General features: G+C 69.7%; 16 protein-coding genes, 1 tRNA gene and 2 pseudogenes. 8 read left to right on the forward strand and 11 right to left on the reverse strand.

Annotation, left to right across the window (positions count from 1 at the left end; all coding sequences use genetic code 11):
• Together ABEA93_RS16585 and ABEA93_RS16590 are read left to right on the forward strand one after the other, a co-directional pair.
• Window positions 1-223 (forward strand): annotated as a pseudogene (locus ABEA93_RS16585) (IS5/IS1182 family transposase); the annotation flags it as partial.
• A gap of 110 nt (window positions 224-333) precedes the next feature.
• Window positions 334-452: transfer RNA gene (locus ABEA93_RS16590), tRNA-OTHER, on the forward strand.
• A 207-nt stretch (window positions 453-659) separates the two neighbouring features.
• Here the strand turns inward: ABEA93_RS16590 and ABEA93_RS16595 are convergent.
• On the reverse strand, window positions 660-1,469 hold the full coding sequence (locus tag ABEA93_RS16595) for an SEL1-like repeat protein (RefSeq protein WP_345676330.1): 810 nt from the start codon (window positions 1,467-1,469) through the stop codon (window positions 660-662).
• 467 nt (window positions 1,470-1,936) lie between these two features.
• On the opposite strand from ABEA93_RS16595, the gene ABEA93_RS16600 reads away from it, so the two are divergent.
• The gene (locus ABEA93_RS16600; RefSeq protein ID WP_486394422.1) at window positions 1,937-2,359 is read left to right on the forward strand and encodes a helicase associated domain-containing protein; all 423 of its coding nucleotides are present in this window, start codon (window positions 1,937-1,939) and stop codon (window positions 2,357-2,359) included.
• On the opposite strand, the pseudogene ABEA93_RS16605 reads toward ABEA93_RS16600, so the two are convergent.
• From ABEA93_RS16605 to ABEA93_RS16625, 5 genes and pseudogenes are all read right to left on the reverse strand, one after another.
• Window positions 2,350-2,541 (reverse strand): annotated as a pseudogene (locus tag ABEA93_RS16605) (hypothetical protein); the annotation flags it as partial. The gene ABEA93_RS16600 and the pseudogene ABEA93_RS16605 sit on opposite strands and share 10 nt — an antisense overlap.
• A 135-nt stretch (window positions 2,542-2,676) precedes the next feature.
• Window positions 2,677-3,171: a hypothetical protein gene (locus ABEA93_RS16610; RefSeq protein ID WP_345676331.1), complete on the reverse strand. Its 495-nt coding sequence runs from the start codon at window positions 3,169-3,171 to the stop codon at window positions 2,677-2,679.
• 548 nt (window positions 3,172-3,719) lie between these two features.
• Window positions 3,720-4,316 (reverse strand): TIGR03086 family metal-binding protein, encoded by a 597-nt coding sequence (locus tag ABEA93_RS16615; RefSeq protein ID WP_345676332.1) that lies wholly within the window; start codon window positions 4,314-4,316, stop codon window positions 3,720-3,722.
• Between the two features lie 69 nt (window positions 4,317-4,385).
• A complete protein-coding gene (locus ABEA93_RS16620) occupies window positions 4,386-4,595 on the reverse strand; it encodes a DUF397 domain-containing protein (protein ID WP_345676333.1) in 210 nt (69 codons plus the stop codon).
• Window positions 4,579-5,421, reverse strand: a complete 843-nt coding sequence (locus ABEA93_RS16625; protein ID WP_345676334.1) for a helix-turn-helix domain-containing protein — start codon at window positions 5,419-5,421, stop codon at window positions 4,579-4,581. The genes ABEA93_RS16620 and ABEA93_RS16625 overlap by 17 nt, the downstream gene beginning before the upstream one ends.
• A 187-nt stretch (window positions 5,422-5,608) precedes the next feature.
• Between ABEA93_RS16625 and ABEA93_RS16630 the strand changes: the two genes are divergently transcribed.
• The 4 genes from ABEA93_RS16630 (at window position 5,609) to ABEA93_RS16645 (ending at window position 9,102) form a co-directional block, all read left to right on the forward strand.
• On the forward strand, window positions 5,609-6,211 hold the full coding sequence (locus ABEA93_RS16630) for a TetR/AcrR family transcriptional regulator (protein ID WP_345676335.1): 603 nt from the start codon (window positions 5,609-5,611) through the stop codon (window positions 6,209-6,211).
• Between the two features lie 77 nt (window positions 6,212-6,288).
• Window positions 6,289-7,812 (forward strand): MFS transporter, encoded by a 1,524-nt coding sequence (locus tag ABEA93_RS16635; RefSeq protein WP_345676336.1) that lies wholly within the window; start codon window positions 6,289-6,291, stop codon window positions 7,810-7,812.
• Window positions 7,813-8,014: 202 nt separating this feature from the next.
• Window positions 8,015-8,527, forward strand: a complete 513-nt coding sequence (locus tag ABEA93_RS16640) for a hypothetical protein (protein WP_345676337.1) — start codon at window positions 8,015-8,017, stop codon at window positions 8,525-8,527.
• A gap of 95 nt (window positions 8,528-8,622) precedes the next feature.
• Window positions 8,623-9,102: a hypothetical protein gene (locus tag ABEA93_RS16645; protein ID WP_345676338.1), complete on the forward strand. Its 480-nt coding sequence runs from the start codon at window positions 8,623-8,625 to the stop codon at window positions 9,100-9,102.
• Between the two features lie 2 nt (window positions 9,103-9,104).
• Here the strand turns inward: ABEA93_RS16645 and ABEA93_RS16650 are convergent, their stop codons facing one another.
• From ABEA93_RS16650 to ABEA93_RS16660, 3 genes are all read right to left on the reverse strand, one after another.
• Entirely contained in the window at window positions 9,105-9,920 is an 816-nt protein-coding gene (locus ABEA93_RS16650) for an HAD family hydrolase (RefSeq protein WP_345676339.1), read from the reverse strand.
• Entirely contained in the window at window positions 9,917-10,330 is a 414-nt protein-coding gene (locus ABEA93_RS16655) for a nitroreductase/quinone reductase family protein (protein ID WP_345676340.1), read from the reverse strand. The genes ABEA93_RS16650 and ABEA93_RS16655 overlap by 4 nt, the downstream gene beginning before the upstream one ends.
• Window positions 10,331-10,404: 74 nt before the next feature.
• The gene (locus ABEA93_RS16660; RefSeq protein WP_345676341.1) at window positions 10,405-10,842 is read right to left on the reverse strand and encodes a VOC family protein; all 438 of its coding nucleotides are present in this window, start codon (window positions 10,840-10,842) and stop codon (window positions 10,405-10,407) included.
• A 254-nt stretch (window positions 10,843-11,096) separates the two neighbouring features.
• Between ABEA93_RS16660 and ABEA93_RS16665 the strand changes: the two genes are divergently transcribed.
• Window positions 11,097-11,747, forward strand: a complete 651-nt coding sequence (locus ABEA93_RS16665) for a glycoside hydrolase family 113 protein (protein WP_345676342.1) — start codon at window positions 11,097-11,099, stop codon at window positions 11,745-11,747.
• A 63-nt stretch (window positions 11,748-11,810) separates the two neighbouring features.
• On the opposite strand, the gene ABEA93_RS16670 is transcribed toward ABEA93_RS16665, so the two are convergent.
• Window positions 11,811-12,296, reverse strand: a complete 486-nt coding sequence (locus ABEA93_RS16670) for a low molecular weight protein-tyrosine-phosphatase (protein ID WP_345676536.1) — start codon at window positions 12,294-12,296, stop codon at window positions 11,811-11,813.
• Between the two features lie 76 nt (window positions 12,297-12,372).
• Window positions 12,373-16,278, reverse strand: a complete 3,906-nt coding sequence (hrpA, locus tag ABEA93_RS16675) for an ATP-dependent RNA helicase HrpA (protein ID WP_345676343.1) — start codon at window positions 16,276-16,278, stop codon at window positions 12,373-12,375.
• Between the last annotated feature and the right edge of the window lie 51 nt (window positions 16,279-16,329).

The following is a 16,329-nucleotide window of genomic DNA, read 5'->3' on the forward strand; positions in this document are numbered from 1 at the left end:
GGCCGCCAACCGGAGGAAGAAGGGTTCCAGAGGCGGCAGGCCCGTCACCCACGACACCGACCTCTACAAGGAGCGCAACACCGTCGAGCGCCTGATCAACCGATTGAAGGCGTGGCGGGGCATCGCGACCCGGTACGACAAGACCCCGGAAAGCTACCTCGCCGGCCTCCACCTGCGCGCCTCCATGATCTGGATCAACGACCTCACCCGAGCCACTCGTTGATCACAACCAGATACGCGCCCTAGCGCCCGCACGTGGTCCGGGGTTCGCCCGCACCGGGGAATGAGGCCTAGCCTGCGTGCAGCGGGTGTGCGCGCATTCCCGCAGGTTGCGGTGCCGTGGCCGAGCGGCCCATGGCAATCGGCGTGGGTGAGGCCCCTCCCACGTCGACTGATGGAGACGGGGCGGGCCTGCCCCTATCCGTCCGCGGGTTCGAATCCCGCCGGCACCGCAACCCACCCGGACGTCTTGGGGGCGAAAGAGTTCAGACGCCGAACGCGCGGAAGGCCAGGCCGGCAAGGCCCCAGCAGACGCCGACGTCCCCGGCGCTCGTGCGGCCCCGGTTCCAGCGGTCGTCGAGGGAGGACTTGAACGGGTCGCGCCTTGCGAGGCACGGCACCAGACGCCGTGAGGGGCGCGCATATCCACCAGACGCGCCCTACGGCGCGGTGGCGTGTCGGGCGCGGTGTTCGTTGAGGAGGCGGCGGGATTCTATGTCGAGTTCTTCGCGGGCGGCGAGGATCTGGAGCCGGGGGAGGACCGCGCGGAGGATCTCGTCGGCCTGCACGAGGCCTCGGGCCGACGCGCGCAGGGACCAGTAACCGGCCTTGCTGTCGTCGCCGTTGCCGAACGCGAGCGCGGCGAGGTCGTACAGGGCCGCGTGGTGGCCGCGCTCGGCGGATGCTTCCAGCCACGCCCGGCCGACCGCGGCATGCGGGGAGGTGTGGGCGAGGCCGAAGCCCAACTGCGCCATGGCTTCGGTGTCGCCGCGCTGGGCCTTGCCCCACAGCAGCAGGTACGACGCGGTCAGCCCGGCCGGCGGCGTGGCGAGTTCGGGGACGGCGGGGTCGGGTGCGACGCCGGCCAGTGTCGCGAAGAACTCGACGTACTCGCAGGCCTCGGGTATGTCGTGCGCCGCAGCCTTGCGCATCCACGGCAGCGCGTCCGCGAACCGGCGGCGGGACGCGAGGTGCAGGGCAAGCGTGTAGCAGGCCCTGCCGTGCCCGGCTTCGGCGGCGGAACGCAGGCAGCGTTCGGCGGCTTTGGCTTGCTTGGCGTGGCCGGCGCGCTTGGCCGGCTCGCTTCGGGTCGCGGCGTGGGAGAGCTGCGCACCCAGCTGGTACGCGGCCTCGGCATCGTCCGGCCCGGTGCGCCCCCGGAGTGCGTCGTGCCGGAAGCCGATGACCGCGCGCCATCCGCCGCTGCGCCGGCTCCGCGCACGCCGGAATACCCCCATCACGGAACCCACCCTGTTTTCTCCCCCACCCGGCGCGCGATCGCGGCGCCCCACCATGATCGACGGTCGGACGGGCCGGTGGGAGGGGGATGGGGAAGAAAGTCGACGTGATTCCGCTCGCCGCGGTGTGGCGGCGGTCGTGCGGCGTCCAGCTGTTGCCGAGTCCGACGTTCGCGTGCCGACCGATCCGCCGCATGGCCCGGTAGGTCAGCGGCTTCTCTCGGCTGTGCCGGGTTCGCCAGAGCAGTCCACCCGGCCTCCTTCAGGTAGGCGGCCGGCAGCAGGAAGCGGTCAGCATGTGCTTGATGATGGTCGGCGCCTGCCTTCACGCGCTGCTTGCCCGTGCGCGTTCACCGCCCCGGCCGGCGGGGCCTCCGCGGCGGTCGTATCCGCTGGGGATCTGGATCAACCGGCAGCGGACCGTGTACGCCGCGGGCACGTTGACCGGGCTGCGGGTCCAGCGCCTCGAGGGGCTGGGCATGGTCTGGGACTACGCCGACGAGGCCTTCGACGAGGGCCTGGCGGCCGCGCGGGCGTACTTCGCCGACCACGGCACCCTCGCCGCCCCGCAGACCGCCACCGCGCCGGACAGGCCAGTCGGGCAGTGGCTGTCCAACCAACGCCGCCCCGGGTTCCTGGCCGGCCACCCCGAACGCGCCGAGGCCCTGGCGGCGATCGAACCGGACTGGAACCCTGCCTGGCCGCTCGACTGGCAGCGCCACTACGCCGGCGTACGCGAATCCCTCACCGCCGGAGCGAAGTTGGACGAGCTGATACCCGGGGTGACCATCCACGGACGCGACAGCAGCCAAGGCTGCCGTGCCCCCTTCGGCGTTCCTGCAGGCGGATCCACCGCGCCCTGCACCAGATCACCGACCACGGTCATGCCCGCGCCCGGCTGACCGGCTACCAGCACGACCACCGGCGTCCGTTGCGCCGGGGCGGCCGCTGTCCACGTCGGCAGGATCCGCGTAGCGAGCAGCTCCCGGGCTTGGTCGGCAGGTAAGGCGCGCGGCGGCGGCGCGGCCTGGTGGTGCGGGTGCGCAGGGATCGGTACAAGCCCGATCACCTGGGGCCGATCCACAGGTCTTGAGCATGGTTCAGTCAAAGTGCGCTTTCATCTCGACGTAGCCGCGCCGACCCGATGCGATACGCCGCGAATCATTGGGGATCGGGTGAAGGCGGTCGACGATGCGCTATGAGTGTGCGACCGATGCCTTCACAGTTCGAGCATCAGCCGACGTTCTTGCCGCGCCCGCAGTCTCGCGGCGATAGCGTGCTGCGCGGCACGCTTCGGGGCTCGCTCCGCCGCGATCGCCGTCTCCATCTCCTCTCGCGCGCTCTTCGTAGCGGCCGTCAATTCCCTGATGTAGGGGATTGATTCCCTGATTCTGATGATCTCGGGACGGGGCTTCTCCGGGAGAGCGTCTGTCAGCGCGTCCTGGGTCGACAGGTTTACATCCGCCCACGTCTTCAGCATTTCCCGGTAGTTCGCCTCTGCCTCCTGGCGGGGCCGTGTCGCCTCTTCACTGAGGGGCTTGGTCGCCTTGGCTAGTTGCTTGCCTGCCTGCCCATAGACAAGCCTGCTCGTACGAGCCCTCCTCCTTGTGCCGTGTGTATCTGCCTCCTGGCGGGGCCGTGTCGCCTCTTCACTGAGGGGCTTGGTCGCCTTGGCTAGTTGCTTGCCTGCCTGCCCATAGACAAGCCTGCTCATACGAGCCCTCCTCCTTGTGCCGTGTGTAGCGGCCGGTGCGCTCGACAGAGGGCGAAGCATCCTGACCGATTCGGCACCATGCTTCTGGGTCCAACTGGTCGAGCGTTGGTTGCTCAGGGACTTCGGCGAACTGTATAGCAACTGAAGTCTCAGCGAGATGAATTCGCGAACGCCTCGTTTCCGGCTGAACCACCAGTCGTTCTCCGTGGGGAAGTCGTGGAGGTGCGTGCTCTGGTCGCTGGGCCAGTCGTGGGCGCGGTGGCTTGACGATTCGGCCGACGACCCGCGCGACGCGGTCTCCGGTATCGCCGGGCTGCGGTTGCACTGCCACCTCCACGGCGTGGACCTGACACGCCCCGACACCGGGGCGCCGGTGCGACTCACGGAACTGGCGGCGCTGCGGATTCCCCGCCGATCGCAGCCCGCCTACCGGCGTGGTCACCTCGTGCGCGGTGACGGGGCCCTCGACGTGAGACTCCCGGACATGAGGGGAGCAGGGAGGGCTCTTTGCCGAGGGCTTTCGCGGAATGGCTTTGTGGAAAGGGAAATCAGGGAGCGGCGGGGGTCCAGGCGGGGTTGCGGCCGGAGAAGCCGAGGAGCTTGGCGGCGGGGGAGGCGTCGGAGCCGACCTCGACGACGGGGCCGTACTTGCCGAACGAGTTGCGGACGAAGTCGACGATCTGGTTCGCGATGTCCTCCAGTCCGGAGGCGAGTTCGTCGTTCAGTGGCGCCGACTCGCGCTGGCCGGTGGCGACGGCGATGTCCCACGCGTGCAGCGCGGCATCGAGCGCGCCCGCGGCGGCCCCGACCGACGCGGGCATCGGTCCCATCGGCGTCGGCACGAACTCCGCCTGCCGCCCCGACTCCCACGCGGTCGTCGCGGTCAGCAGCGCGCTCCCGAGATCCGCCAGCGGGTCCCCACCCACGGCGTCGTCGGGTGAGAAGGGGTCACTCAGCGGACCGATGTCGGTGAGCTGCATGACCAGCGCCAGTTGATCGAGGCGGGCGTGGTTGAAGACCTGACGCACCGTCCATTCGGCACAGGGCGTGGGATTCCCCCACGCGTCCGCGGGCACGCCGCGGACGACGGTACGCAGGTAGTCGTGCGCGTCGGCGAGCAGCTTGAAGCCGTCGACGGAAGCCATGGAACGCCCTTCCCGGAGAGCAAGATCGAGCCCCCAGGATAGGGCGCCATGCGGCCGAAGGAGCGGAACCTAGCTCCCCAGCGAAGACTTCACCGAAGCGACCAACGACGTCCACCCGGAGTTGGAGAAGAGGAGGACGGGCGAGTCGTGGATCTTGCTGTCGCGGACCGGGACGACCTCGGGCACGCTGCCGGCGACCTCGACACAGTTGCCGCCGTCGCCGTTGCTGTACGACGACTTGCGCCAAACCGCTGCGCCCAACTCACGCGTTTGGATCATGGATTGCGTAGCCCTCTGCGATCGACTCGATCAGGTCAAGGGACGCCTCGAAGGACAGCGAGGTGGCCCTGGCCACATCGTAAGACGCCTGGTAGCGGGCGACCAGCCTGGGCTCATCGATGAGTTGACCGCTGTAGGCGCCCTCCACATACACGAGTGCCGGAGCCTCAGCGAATGTCAGGATCGAGGTCAGGCCGTACATGAACGGATGGGCCTCGGCGTCGTTCGGGTGCACTTGGACGACCAGGCGCCGTGACCGGATGGCAGCCGCGATATTCAACAACTGCTCGTGCATGACTGCGACGCTCCCCACCCGGGTGCGCAGCGCAGCCTCGTGAACGACCTCCCAGATTTCCGGATGGCGGGCATTGGTCAGCCGCTCCGCGCGTTCCATGCGCGCTTCGACCAACCTCTCGATCTCGTCGTCGGCGGCGAATGGGTGGCTGATCTGCGTGATGCGCCGCGCGTATGCAGCGGTTTGCAGGATTCCTGGCAACAGCATTGGTGAGTACTCACTGATGGTCGCCGCCAGCGGTTCCAAGTCCGCCACGTCCGCGAAGTAATCGGAGTGCTTGCTCTCCCGTGCCAGGCGACACAGTCGCTGCAAGTGCTCACCGCTCCCGAGCACGAAGTCGAAGATCTTCGACAGCTCCGGCTGTGGCCGCCGTACCGCCGCCTCGAACTGTCCGATGTAGGCGCCCGAACAGAACGCCTGCTCCCCCAAACCGTCTTGCGACAAGCGCGCCTCCTCGCGCAGGCGCCGCAGCTCGGCCCCATAGAACGCGCGCGCGGAGACGTACGGGTCAAGGTCTTTGCTGCCAGGCATCGAAACCCCCTCAGGACGAGGCCCTCACGCTACCCGCGCAGAATCACTCCGTGTGCCTGTTCGACTACAACATGCGACTTGTTGAGAAGATCCTGTGGGTCGTACGAAACGGTTTCGTTTCGATGGTGTTAGGGTCTACGCTGAAGAAAACGAAACCGTATCGTTCCGAAAATGGGAGACCCCTCCGGTGGCCGCAGCCGTAGCCGAGCAACCCGAGCGCCGCAGCAGCCGGCTCTCGCCCGAGCGCGAGACCGAACTGCTGGCCGCCGTGGTGGAGGTGCTCCGCGAGGTCGGTTACGACGCCCTGACCATGGACGCCGTCTCCGCCCGCGCCCGTACCAGCAAGGCGACCCTGTACCGCCAGTGGCAGAACAAGCCCACCCTGGTGAGCACCGCCCTCCGCCACCTGAACTCGATCTTCGACACGGGCGTCGACACCGGCACCCTCGACGGCGACCTGCACACCGTCGCCCGCACCCTCGCCGAGGTCGCCCGCGACGGCGGCGAACTGCTGACCTCCATGGGCCACGCCGTCACGCGCGACCCCGAACTGGCCGCCGTCTTCCGTGAAGTCCTGATCGAGCCCGAACGCCGGGCCTTCGAAGCAATCGTCATGCGTGCCGTGGAACGCGGCGAACTCGAGCGGGTCCCGGCCTCGCTGGCCTACTGCGGGCCGCTGCTCGTGCAAGCCGTCGCGAACCGTCCGGTCTGCGAAGGCACCGCCTGCACGCTGGAGTACCTCGAAGGCCTCGTCGACACCGTCATCCTGCCGTCGCTCAGAAACAGCTGAGTTTCCGCGGCGCGAGTCGTCCACGCAGCCAACCTGCGGACTCCGTACGTCCGAAAACCTCTTACGGGGGTACCCCCATGTCCCAAACCACTCTCGACAAAGCCCCCGGCACCCGGGGTACACCCGGCGGGGACGCCGACAAGCGCCGCTGGTGGGTGCTTGTCATCATCTCCATAGCCCAGCTCATGGTCGTCCTCGACGCGACGATCGTGACCGTGGCCCTGCCCGACGCCCAGGCCGACCTCGGCATGTCGGACGCCAACAAGCAGTGGGTTGTGACCGCCTACGCGCTCGCGTTCGGCGCGCTCCTGCTGCTCGGCGGACGCATCGCCGACTTCTGGGGCCGCAAGAAGGCGTTCGTCACCGGCATGATCGGCTTCGCGCTGGCGTCCGCCCTCGGCGGTGCCGCGCAGAACGAGATCATGCTGTTCGGCTCGCGTGCCCTCCAGGGCGTGTTCGCCGCGCTGCTCGCCCCGGCCGCGCTGGCCATGCTCACCGTCACCTTCACCGAGGCCAAGGAACGCGCCAAGGCATTCGCCGTCTACGGCGGCATCTCCGCGGGTGGCGCGGCCATCGGCCTGCTGCTCGGCGGTGTGCTCACCGAGTACGCGTCGTGGCGCTGGTGCCTCCTGGTGAACGTCCCGATCGCCATCCTCGCCATCGTGGCGGCGATGCCGATCATGCGTGAGAGCCGTGCCCACGGCGACACGCGCTACGACATCCCGGGCGCCGTGACCGTCACCCTCGGTCTCGCCGCCCTCGTGTACGGCTTCACCCGCGCCGCAGAGGAGAGCTGGACCGACAGCCTCACCGTGGCGATGCTGGTGATCGGCGTTGCGCTGCTCGTCGTCTTCACCTACATCGAGAGCCGCACGAACCACGCCCTACTGCCGCTCCGCATCGTCGCCGACCGCAACCGCGGCGGGGCGCTGCTGGTGATGCTCCTGGTCGGCGCCGCCTTCATCGGGTCGACGCTGTTCATGATCTATTACATGCGGATCGTGCTCGGCTACGGCGCGGTCAAGGCCGGCGCGGGCGCGCTCGGCATCACCGCGGGCGTGCTGGTCACCGCGGGCGCGTCGGCGGCGCTGCTGCCGAAGATCGGTCCGCGGATCCCGCTGTTCGTGGGATCGCTGCTGGCCGCGGGCGGCACGTTCTGGCTCACCTTCATCACGGTGGAACGCCAGTACGTCACGCACATGCTGCCCGGCATGGTGCTCATCGGACTGGGCCTCGGGCTGGTCTTCACGTCGGTCTCCAGCACCGCCCTGATCGGGATCGGCGAGCACGACGCGGGTGCGGCGAGCGCCTCGATCAACGCCGTTCAGCAGGTCGGCGGCGCCCTGGGCACCGCGCTCCTCAACAGCGTGGCGACCTCGGCGACCGACAGCTTCATCGCCGACAAGAAGGCCTCGCTCGGCGCTCAGCTCGCCGACCCTGCCGTCCAGCAGAAGTTGTTCTTCGACAGCCAGCTCGACGGCTACACGACGGCTTTCGCCTGGGCCGCGGCCATCATGGTGGTCGGCGCGATTCTCGCGGCGGTCCTGGTGAACGCGGGCAAGGACGCACTGCCGAGCGAGGGTGCCGTGCACATGGGCTGATTCTCGGCCCAGGGGGCTGCGGCCCGGAGGCTCGGCCGGCGGACCCGACTGGTGCCCGGTGCTTCGGAGGATTCTCCGAGGCACCGGGCACTTGCGTTTGCCCGATGATTGCGTCCTCGGCGATTGCGCCGTGGGCTGGCGGCTCGGTTGAATTGACCGTCGGGTTGGCGGGGTTGGCGGGGTTGGCGGTTGCGGGGGCTGTGTGGGGGAGCTTGACAGGGTTTTGCGGGCTGTCGATCTGATGCGGTGGAACGCGGTGCCGGGGCCGTCGAATGGTGTGTACCGGCCGGGTGACTGCGGCTCCGCGCTGCGGGCGCTCGCGGTGGCGGAGGACGCGGCCGCGACGCGCGAATCGCTGGCTCTGCTGGAGTCCGGCGGCATCGTCCACCTGCACAGTGCGACGGTGTACCCGACGGCCGTGGCCGCCGCGCCGATTCTGCTGGACATTGCGGACCTCGCCGCTCCGGCAGCCGCGGCGGGAGCGGCCTCCCTGCTGGAGCACATGCTCGGCTACGAGCCGTTTCCCGGCTTCGAGCGTGTCGCGGTGGCAGCGGGCCGGAAGATCGCCCTGTGCTGTGCGGTTGCCCGCATGATCCGCGAGCATCCGGGAGCCGCGCGCGGTGCGCGGCAGATTTGGCGTCCACTGGTCGAAGCCGCCGCGGAACACCGGTGGTTCGACGAGGGGGACGGTCCGTGTGTGACGACGGCGGACTAGCGCGCGATGGCGTGCCTTCTGTCGATTTCGGCTGAGGGGGAGCGGCGTTCCGGGCGGCTTCGGCGTTGAGTGTGCCGCGGACGTCGGTGCGGGGGATGGCCGCGGTCACGGTGTTGCAGCTGCGGCACTGGGCGGTGGTGCCGTTCGCGTACCTGGCGGTGACGGGGCCGGTGTGGATGTGGGGGATATCCGCCGGGCGGGTGGCGTTGGCGGCTGCGTTGGTGCAGCTCGGTTCTGCCGCTGTGGAGTTCGTGCGGGTGCGGTCGGTGGTGGCGGTCGACGCACCTTGGCTGGGGATGCGGGTGGGGCGCAGGCCGGAGCGGGTGGTCGCGCTGGGGGATGTCGACGAGCTGATCGTGCTGCGGCCTGCGTTGTGGCGCCGGTGGGGGTGGGTGCGGGTCGAAGCCGTCGTGGAGCGACAGCGGTTCGTGCTCGCGCCGTCGGCGGGGGAGGCGGATGTCCGCGAGCCGGCGGCGCGGATCGGGTTGGCGGGTCCGAGAGGTGCGGGGCGGAGGAACCGGGTGCGGCTGGTGTGGGGCCGCGCCGCGGCCCCAGCGGGGGGCGAACTCGGCTGATTTCAGCTGCCATTGGTGTGGTGCCGGGTGCGGGACAGCACGCCCGGAAGTTCGGCGAGGGTGCGGATGACGGGGATGCCGTCGCGTGCGGCGGTTCCGTCGTCGGTGGCGTTGCGGTCGAGCCAGCAGGGGATCAGGCCCGCGTCGCGGGCGCCGATCGCGTCGGCGGCGTAGTTGTCGCCCAGGAACAGGACTTGGTAGGGCGGGAGGCCGAGGGCGGCGCAGCCGGCCAGGAAGATCGTGGGGTCGGGTTTGGGCGCGCCGTGGTCTTCGGAGCAGATGAGGGCCGTGTCAAGGTACGGGAGCAGGCCGATGATGCCGAGCTTGCGCCGTTGGTGGGCGACGGCGGAGTTGGACACGACGCCGAGCCGGTAGGCGGGGGCCAGGGCGCGGAGCAGGGGCTCCGCGTCGGGGAAGGCCGCCCAGCGGGCGTCGCGGTGGGCGGCGTAGCCGGCGAACCAGGCGGTGGCGTCGGCGTCGGACATGCCGTCGGCGGGGAAGCGGTCGATCCGGGCGAGGAACCGGCGTGTGCGGACGCGCTGTTGTTCGGCGAAGGTGAGTGCGCCGGCGAGGTAGGCGGCGTAGGCCTCGTCGAGGATCTCGCGCCAGAGCCGGAGCGCGGCGGCGGGGGTGGGGAAGTGACCGATGAGGCCTTCGTCGTCGAGGTGGGCGAGGAGGCCGTGTTCTTCGGAGGTGTCGTAGTCGAAGAGGGTGCGGTCGACATCGAAGAGGATTCCGCGGATGGGGCCCGGGTCGGGTGAGGGGGGCGGGCCCGGGCCGGGGGAGGAGGTCGGGTCCGGGGCGGGGCCGGTCGTCATGCGATTCGGGTCAGCGCGATGACCGGGATCGGGCGGCCGGAGCGGGTCTCGAAGTCCTCGAAGTAGGGGGTGTGGGGGAGTTGGCGGGCCCAGAGCCGATCGCGTTCCGATCCCTCGACGACCGTGGCGTCGGCCTGGTACGTCTCGGTGCCGACCTCGACGGTGGCGGTGGGGGCGGCGAGGAGGTTGTGGTACCAGCCCGGGCGGTTCGGGCGGCCTCCGTTGGCGGCGAAGACGATCAGGCGGTCGCCGTCGGCGAGGTAGGTCACGGGCATGGTGCGCGGGGTGCCGGTGCGGGCGCCGGTGGTGGTGAGGAGGAGCGGGACGCCTTGGAAGTCGCCGCCGACGATCCCGGCGGCGGCGCGGAACTCGTCGATGACCTTCTGGTTGAGCTGGAGGCGCTCGGACATGCTGGTCCCATCTGCGTGAGGGGGGTTCTCGGTTCTGTGTGACGACTGTCCCCGGTTCTCTGTGACATTCGTCCTCAGTCCAGGCAGAACTCGTTGCCTTCGGGGTCGCGCATGACGATATGCCCGGCGCCCATCGGGGGTTCGGGTTCGAACCGCTGTTCGCGGGTGGCGCCGAGCCCGGACAGGCGTTCGGCCTCGGCTTCGAGCGCGGCCATGCGGGCGTCGCCCTGGAGGTCGGGCGCCGCGCGGACGTCGAGGTGGACGCGGTTCTTGGCCTGCTTGCCCTCGGGCACCTTCTGGAAGAAGAGCCGCGGGCCGGAGCCTTCGGGGTCGACGGCGGCGGAGGCGTCGTTGCGGTGCTCGGGCGGCACGCCCCAGGCTTCGAGGGCGGCATCCCAGGACGCGAACCCCGGTGGCGGGGACTGGATTTGGTAGCCGAGGGCCTCGGCCCAGAACGCGGCGAGGGCGGCGGGGTCGCCGCAGTCGAAGGTGATCTGCACGGTGCGGGGCATGGGGGCTCCGGGAGAGTCGGGAGAGTCGGGGGAGTCGGGCGGGGAATCGACAGTAATCGGTGGGTGCCGCGGATTGAGGGAGGCCGGTGGTGCGTGGGTGTGTCCGCGCTCGGCGACCGTCAGTCGGTGCGGCGTCGCGGACTGAGCCACAGTTTCGGATCGGGCTACCTCGTCGCGCGGCGGCTGGTGGCATCCTGCCGTTCTTCGCCGACTGCGCCCGTCGCGCTGAGGCCCTGCGCGAGGGAGGCGCGGAGGTGGTGTTTGTCGCCGGCTGTGAACTCAGTGCCTTCGCCTACGGGTTCCTCCCCGGTGAGACCTACCGCGACCGCCTCCGCGCCATGGCCACCGCCGATCTGCAGTGGTGGACCTCCCTTGGGCCGATCCCGGAACGACTCAACGCTTTCCTCGTCCAAGCCGCGACGACGGTGCGCGCCCACTTCGGTGGGAGGGTCACTTATGCCGCCGGCTCTTGGGAGCCCGTCGACTGGGAACCGTTCGATCTGGTGGGCGTCGATGCGTATCGAGACGCGCGGAATGCCGGAGACTTCCGCACGTACCTGCGCGAACTGCGCTCCCACGGTAAACCGGTCGCCATCACCGAGTACGGTACGTGCGCCTACCGCGGTGCCGGCGACCTGGGCGGCATGGCCTGGCAACCGCCACCGGGAGCGATCCCGGACGAGGACGAGCAAGCGCGCTACCTCGACGAACTGCTGGACATCTTCGAGGACGAAGGTGTCGATGCCGCGCTGTGGTTCTCCTTCGCCAACTACGACAAACCCCTCGACCGCGATATTGCGTCCTACGGCGTCGTGCGCATGCTCGATGAAACCCGTTGGGAAACGAAGAAGGTTTTCCACACCATGAGCGCCAGACATCGACGGTCGATCGGCCACCACGACTGACCGGCACGGTACGAGGGGCGACGAGGCCAACACGCTCCACCGGACGTGGTCCCCAGGCCGAACCTACGCCCGCTCCGCCAACCCCCGCCGGACCTCGTCCAGCATGCCCGGCGTGGCCGACTCGATCATGCGGAGCACGTCCTCGAAGCCGTCCAGCTCCCCGTAGTAGGGGTCCGGGACGTCCAAGTCGGGCGCGGTCGGGTCGAATTCGCGGAGCAGGCGGACCTTGGCCCGCGAGGCGTCGTCCGGTGCGCGGCGGCGGAGTTCGCGGTGGTGGTCGGAGTCCAGGGCTATGACGAGGTCGTAGGACGGGAACCAGCGCGCGTCGAAGGGGCGTGCCGCGTGTCCCGTCGCGTAGCCGTGCTTGCGCAGGGTGGCGTCGGTGCGGTGGTCGGCGGGCTTGCCGTGGTGCCAGCCTTCGGTGCCGGAGCTGTCCACGATCACCGTGTCGGCGAGGCCGGCTTCGGTGATGTGGTGCCGGAACACCCACTCCGCCATCGGCGAGCGGCAGATGTTGCCGGTGCAGACGAAGGTGATGCGGTAGGACACCGGTTCGGCGCCGACCGATCCGCCGCCGACCGGTTCCCTGTCGACCGGTTCCCCGTCGACCGTCCCCGTCATGGACCTAGCCCTCCAGCGCCTTGAGGATCCGCTTGTCCGACACCGGGTACGGCGTCCCCAACGACTGCGCGAAGTAGCTGATCCGCAACTCCTCCAGCATCCACCGGACCTGCGTCAGCTCGTCCGGCACCGTGCGCCCGGCAGGCACCGCGGCCAGGCGTGCCGCGTACGCCTCCTGCAAGTCGGTCAGCTTGAGCATGCGATGCCGGTCCCCGTGCGGGTCGTTCGGCAGCTTCGCCAGGCGCCGTTCGATGCCGCGCAGGTAGCGCAGGACGTCCGGCAGCCGGCGCCAGCCCGCCTCGGCGACGAAGCCGCGGTGGACCAGGCCCGCCGATTGCGCGCGGATGTCGGTCAGGGCCGGGACCAGCGCCAGGCTCGTCGTGCCCTTGAGCTTGACCTCCAGCGCATGGTGCACGGTGAGGATCCGCTCGACCTTGACGACGGTGTCCTCGGTGGTCGCCGGAAGGTCGGCCCGCACGCGGGCGAGGAGCTTGCCGAAGGACTCCGCGTCCCAGGCCGGGCCGCCCGCGTCCGTCATGATCTTGTCGACCGCGCAGGCCACGCAGTCGTCGAACAGGTCGGCGATGTTCTGGTGCGGGTTGTGGCTCAGCGCGAGCTTCGCCCGGTTGGGGAGGCGGCCGGAGATCGCCTTGACCGGCGAGTTGACACCCAGCATCAGCAGCCGGCGGGTGCCCCGCCACATCGCCGCGGCCTGCTCGGCCTCCGTTTCGAACACGCGTACCGCCACGCTGTCGCCCTCGTCGACGAGCGCCGGATAACCCTTCACCGGGTGCCCGTCGCGCGTCGTCTCGAACGTGCGCCGCAGCGTGCCCAGGTCGCCCCATTCCTTCAGCCCCGTGCGTTCCACCGAATCCGCGGCGCGCGACAGCTTGGCCTGCGACTTGGGCTTCAGACGCAGCTTGAGTTCGGCGAGGTCCTTGCCTTCGGCGAGCATGCGGCCCCGGTCGTCCTCGACCCGGAAGGTGATCCGCAGGTGTTCCGGTATCCGGCTGAAGTCCCAGCTCTCCGGCGGCACGGGGATGGCCTTGAGCCGCTGCAATTCGCGGGCGAGGGCCAAGGCCAGCGGCTGCTGACGCGGCTTCATGGCGGCCAGCGCGGCGCGGGCGACGTCCGGTGCCGGGATGAAGTTGCGGCGCAGCGTCTTCGGCAGGGAGCGGATCAGTTCGGTGACCAACTCCTCGCGCAGACCGGCGATCTGCCAGTCGAAGCCGTCCTGGACGACCTGGCCGAGGACGGCCAGCGGGATGTGCGCGGTGACGCCGTCGGCCGCGTTGCCGGGCTCGAACTGGTAGGTCAGCGGCAGGTTGAGGTCGCCCTGCGTCCAGAAGTCCGGGTAGTCGGCCTCGTCGATGCCGCCCGCACGGTCGTTGATGAGCATCGACTTCTCGAAGCTCAGCAGATCCGGCTGCTGGTGCCGGGCCTTCTTCCACCAGGAGTCGAAGTGCCGTCCGGAGACGACGTCCTTGCCGACGCGCCGGTCGTAGAAGTCGAACAGGGTCTCGTCGTCGACGAGGATGTCGCGGCGCCGGGCCCGGTGCTCCAGCTCCTCGACCTCTTCGAGCAGCGCCCGGTTCTCCTTCAGGAACGCGTGGTGGGTGCGCCAGTCGCCTTCCACCAGCGCATGCCGGATGAAGAGTTCGCGGGACAGCTCGGCGTCGATCTTCCCGTAGTTGACCTTGCGCTGGGCGACGATCGGCACGCCGTACAGCGTGACCTTCTCGAACGCCATGACCGCGCCCGCCCGCTGCTCCCAGTGCGGTTCGCTGTAGCTGCGTTTGACGAGGTGCTCGGCGAGCGGCTCGATCCACTCCGGCTCGATGCGGGCGTTGACGCGCGCCCACAGGCGGCTGGTCTCCACCAGTTCGGCGGACATCACCCAGCGCGGCGGCTTCTTGAACAGCGACGACCCGGGGAAGACCGCGAAGCGGGTCCCGCGCGCGCCGCCGTATTCGCGTTTGGCCGCGTCGTACAGGCCGATGTGGCTCAGCAGGCCGATGAGGATCGACGTGTGGATGCGCTGCGCGTCGGCGGGCTGGTCGCCGATGCTGATGCCCATCTGCTTCACGGTCTGCCGGAGTTGGCTGTAGACGTCCTGCCACTCGCGGATCCGCAGGTAGTTGAGGAACTCCTGCTTGCACATGCGGCGGAAGCCCGACGAGGAGCGTTCCTTCTGCTGTTCCTTGAGGTAGTCCCACAGCTTGAGGTACGTCAGGAAGTCCGAACCGGCTTCCTTGTCGACGAACCGGGCGTGCTGCTGCTGGGCTTGCTCCTTCTTGTCGGCCGGGCGTTCGCGCGGGTCCTGGATGGACAGCGCGGCGGCGATGACCATGACTTCGCGGACGCAGTTGTTGCGGTCGGCTTCCAGGACCATGCGCGCCATGCGCGGGTCGACGGGGAGCTGCGCGAGTTGGCGGCCGACGGGGGTGAGGCGCTTGCGGACGTCCGTGGCGGCCGGGTCGATCGCGCCGAGTTCCTGGAGGAGGTCGACGCCGTCCTTGATGTTGCGGCGGTCCGGCGGGTCGATGAACGGGAACGCGGCGATGTCGCCGAGACCGATCGCGGTCATCTGGAGGATGACGGACGCCAGGTTGGTGCGCAGGATCTCCGGGTCGGTGAACTCCGGGCGGGCCACGAAGTCGTCCTCGGAGTACAGCCGGATGCAGATGCCGTCGGAGGTACGCCCGCAGCGGCCCTTGCGCTGGTTCGCCGACGCCTGGGAGACGGCCTCGATGGGCAGGCGCTGGACCTTGGTGCGGTGGCTGTAGCGGGAGATGCGGGCGCTGCCCGGGTCGACGACGTACTTGATGCCGGGGACGGTCAGCGAGGTCTCGGCGACGTTCGTGGCGAGGACGACGCGCCGCCCGGAGTGCGCCTGGAAGACGCGGTGCTGTTCGGCCGACGAGAGGCGCGCGTACAGCGGCAGGATCTCGGTGTTGCGCAGCTGCTGCTTGCCGAGCGCTTCGGCGGTGTCGCGGATCTCGCGCTCGCCGGACAGGAAGACCAGGACGTCGCCGGGGCCTTCGGCCTGGAGCTCCTTGACCGCGTCGATGATGCCCTGGACCTGGTCGCGGTCGTCCTGCTCGGCCTCGCTGTCGGCGACGAGCGGGCGGTAGCGGACCTCGACCGGGTAGGTGCGGCCGGACACCTCGACGATCGGCGCGTCGCCGAAGTGCCGGGAGAACCGCTCGGGGTCGATCGTCGCGGAGGTGATGACGACCTTGAGGTCGGGGCGGCGGGGGAGGAGCTGTTTGACGTAGCCGAGGATGAAGTCGATGTTGAGGCTGCGCTCGTGGGCTTCGTCGATGATCAGCGTGTCGTACTGCAGGAGGTCGCGGTCGGTCTGCAGTTCGGCGAGCAGGATGCCGTCGGTCATGAGCTTGACCAGCGACGCGTCGGAGACCTGGTCGTTGAACCGGACCTTGTAGCCGACCGTGGACCCGAGCGGGGTCTTCAGCTCCTCGGCGATCCGGTCGGCCACGGTCCGCGCGGCGAGCCGGCGCGGCTGCGTGTGGCCGACCAGGCCGCGGATGCCGCGGCCGAGTTCCAGGCAGATCTTCGGGAGCTGGGTGGTCTTCCCCGACCCGGTCTCGCCCGCGACGATCACGACCTGGTGGTCGCGGATCGCGGCGAGGATCTCGTCCTTCTTCTGCGAGACCGGCAGCTGTTCGGGGTACTCGATCCGCGGCACGGCGGCGCGCCGCAGGTCCGCCTTCAGCTCGGCGGATTCCACGGCTTCCGCCAGGTCGGCGGCGATGGCTGTGCGCGCTTCGGGATCCCGGATCCGGCGTGCCCCGTCGATCCGCCGCGCCAACCGACGCTCGTCACGCAGGGTCACACCAGACAAACGGTCCCGCAAAGCGGCAAGCGGAGAGACGGGCGGCGTATCCATACGCCGTCCAGGATAGGCATGGCGGGGGGTGGGGTGACCAGCGGATATCGG

The sequence above is a fragment of the Yinghuangia aomiensis genome (assembly GCF_039542225.1).
Taxonomy (GTDB): Bacteria; Actinomycetota; Actinomycetes; order Streptomycetales; family Streptomycetaceae; genus Yinghuangia; species Yinghuangia aomiensis.

Excerpts from the sequence above, each read along its gene's own strand:
- ABEA93_RS16650 (WP_345676339.1), bottom strand. The coding sequence starts at position 9,920 with ATGACGACCGGCCCCGCCCCGGACCCGACCTCCTCCCCCGGCCCGGGC.
- ABEA93_RS16635 (WP_345676336.1), top strand. The coding sequence starts at position 6,289 with ATGTCCCAAACCACTCTCGACAAAGCCCCCGGCACCCGGGGTACACCC.
- ABEA93_RS16620 (WP_345676333.1), bottom strand. The coding sequence starts at position 4,595 with ATGATCCAAACGCGTGAGTTGGGCGCAGCGGTTTGGCGCAAGTCGTCG.
- ABEA93_RS16645 (WP_345676338.1), top strand. The coding sequence starts at position 8,623 with ATGGCCGCGGTCACGGTGTTGCAGCTGCGGCACTGGGCGGTGGTGCCG.
- ABEA93_RS16615 (WP_345676332.1), bottom strand. The coding sequence starts at position 4,316 with ATGGCTTCCGTCGACGGCTTCAAGCTGCTCGCCGACGCGCACGACTAC.
- ABEA93_RS16660 (WP_345676341.1), bottom strand. The coding sequence starts at position 10,842 with ATGCCCCGCACCGTGCAGATCACCTTCGACTGCGGCGACCCCGCCGCC.
- ABEA93_RS16655 (WP_345676340.1), bottom strand. The coding sequence starts at position 10,330 with ATGTCCGAGCGCCTCCAGCTCAACCAGAAGGTCATCGACGAGTTCCGC.
- ABEA93_RS16610 (WP_345676331.1), bottom strand. The coding sequence starts at position 3,171 with ATGAGCAGGCTTGTCTATGGGCAGGCAGGCAAGCAACTAGCCAAGGCG.
- ABEA93_RS16600 (WP_486394422.1), top strand. The coding sequence starts at position 1,937 with ATGGTCTGGGACTACGCCGACGAGGCCTTCGACGAGGGCCTGGCGGCC.
- ABEA93_RS16625 (WP_345676334.1), bottom strand. The coding sequence starts at position 5,421 with ATGCCTGGCAGCAAAGACCTTGACCCGTACGTCTCCGCGCGCGCGTTC.
- hrpA (WP_345676343.1), bottom strand. The coding sequence starts at position 16,278 with ATGGATACGCCGCCCGTCTCTCCGCTTGCCGCTTTGCGGGACCGTTTG.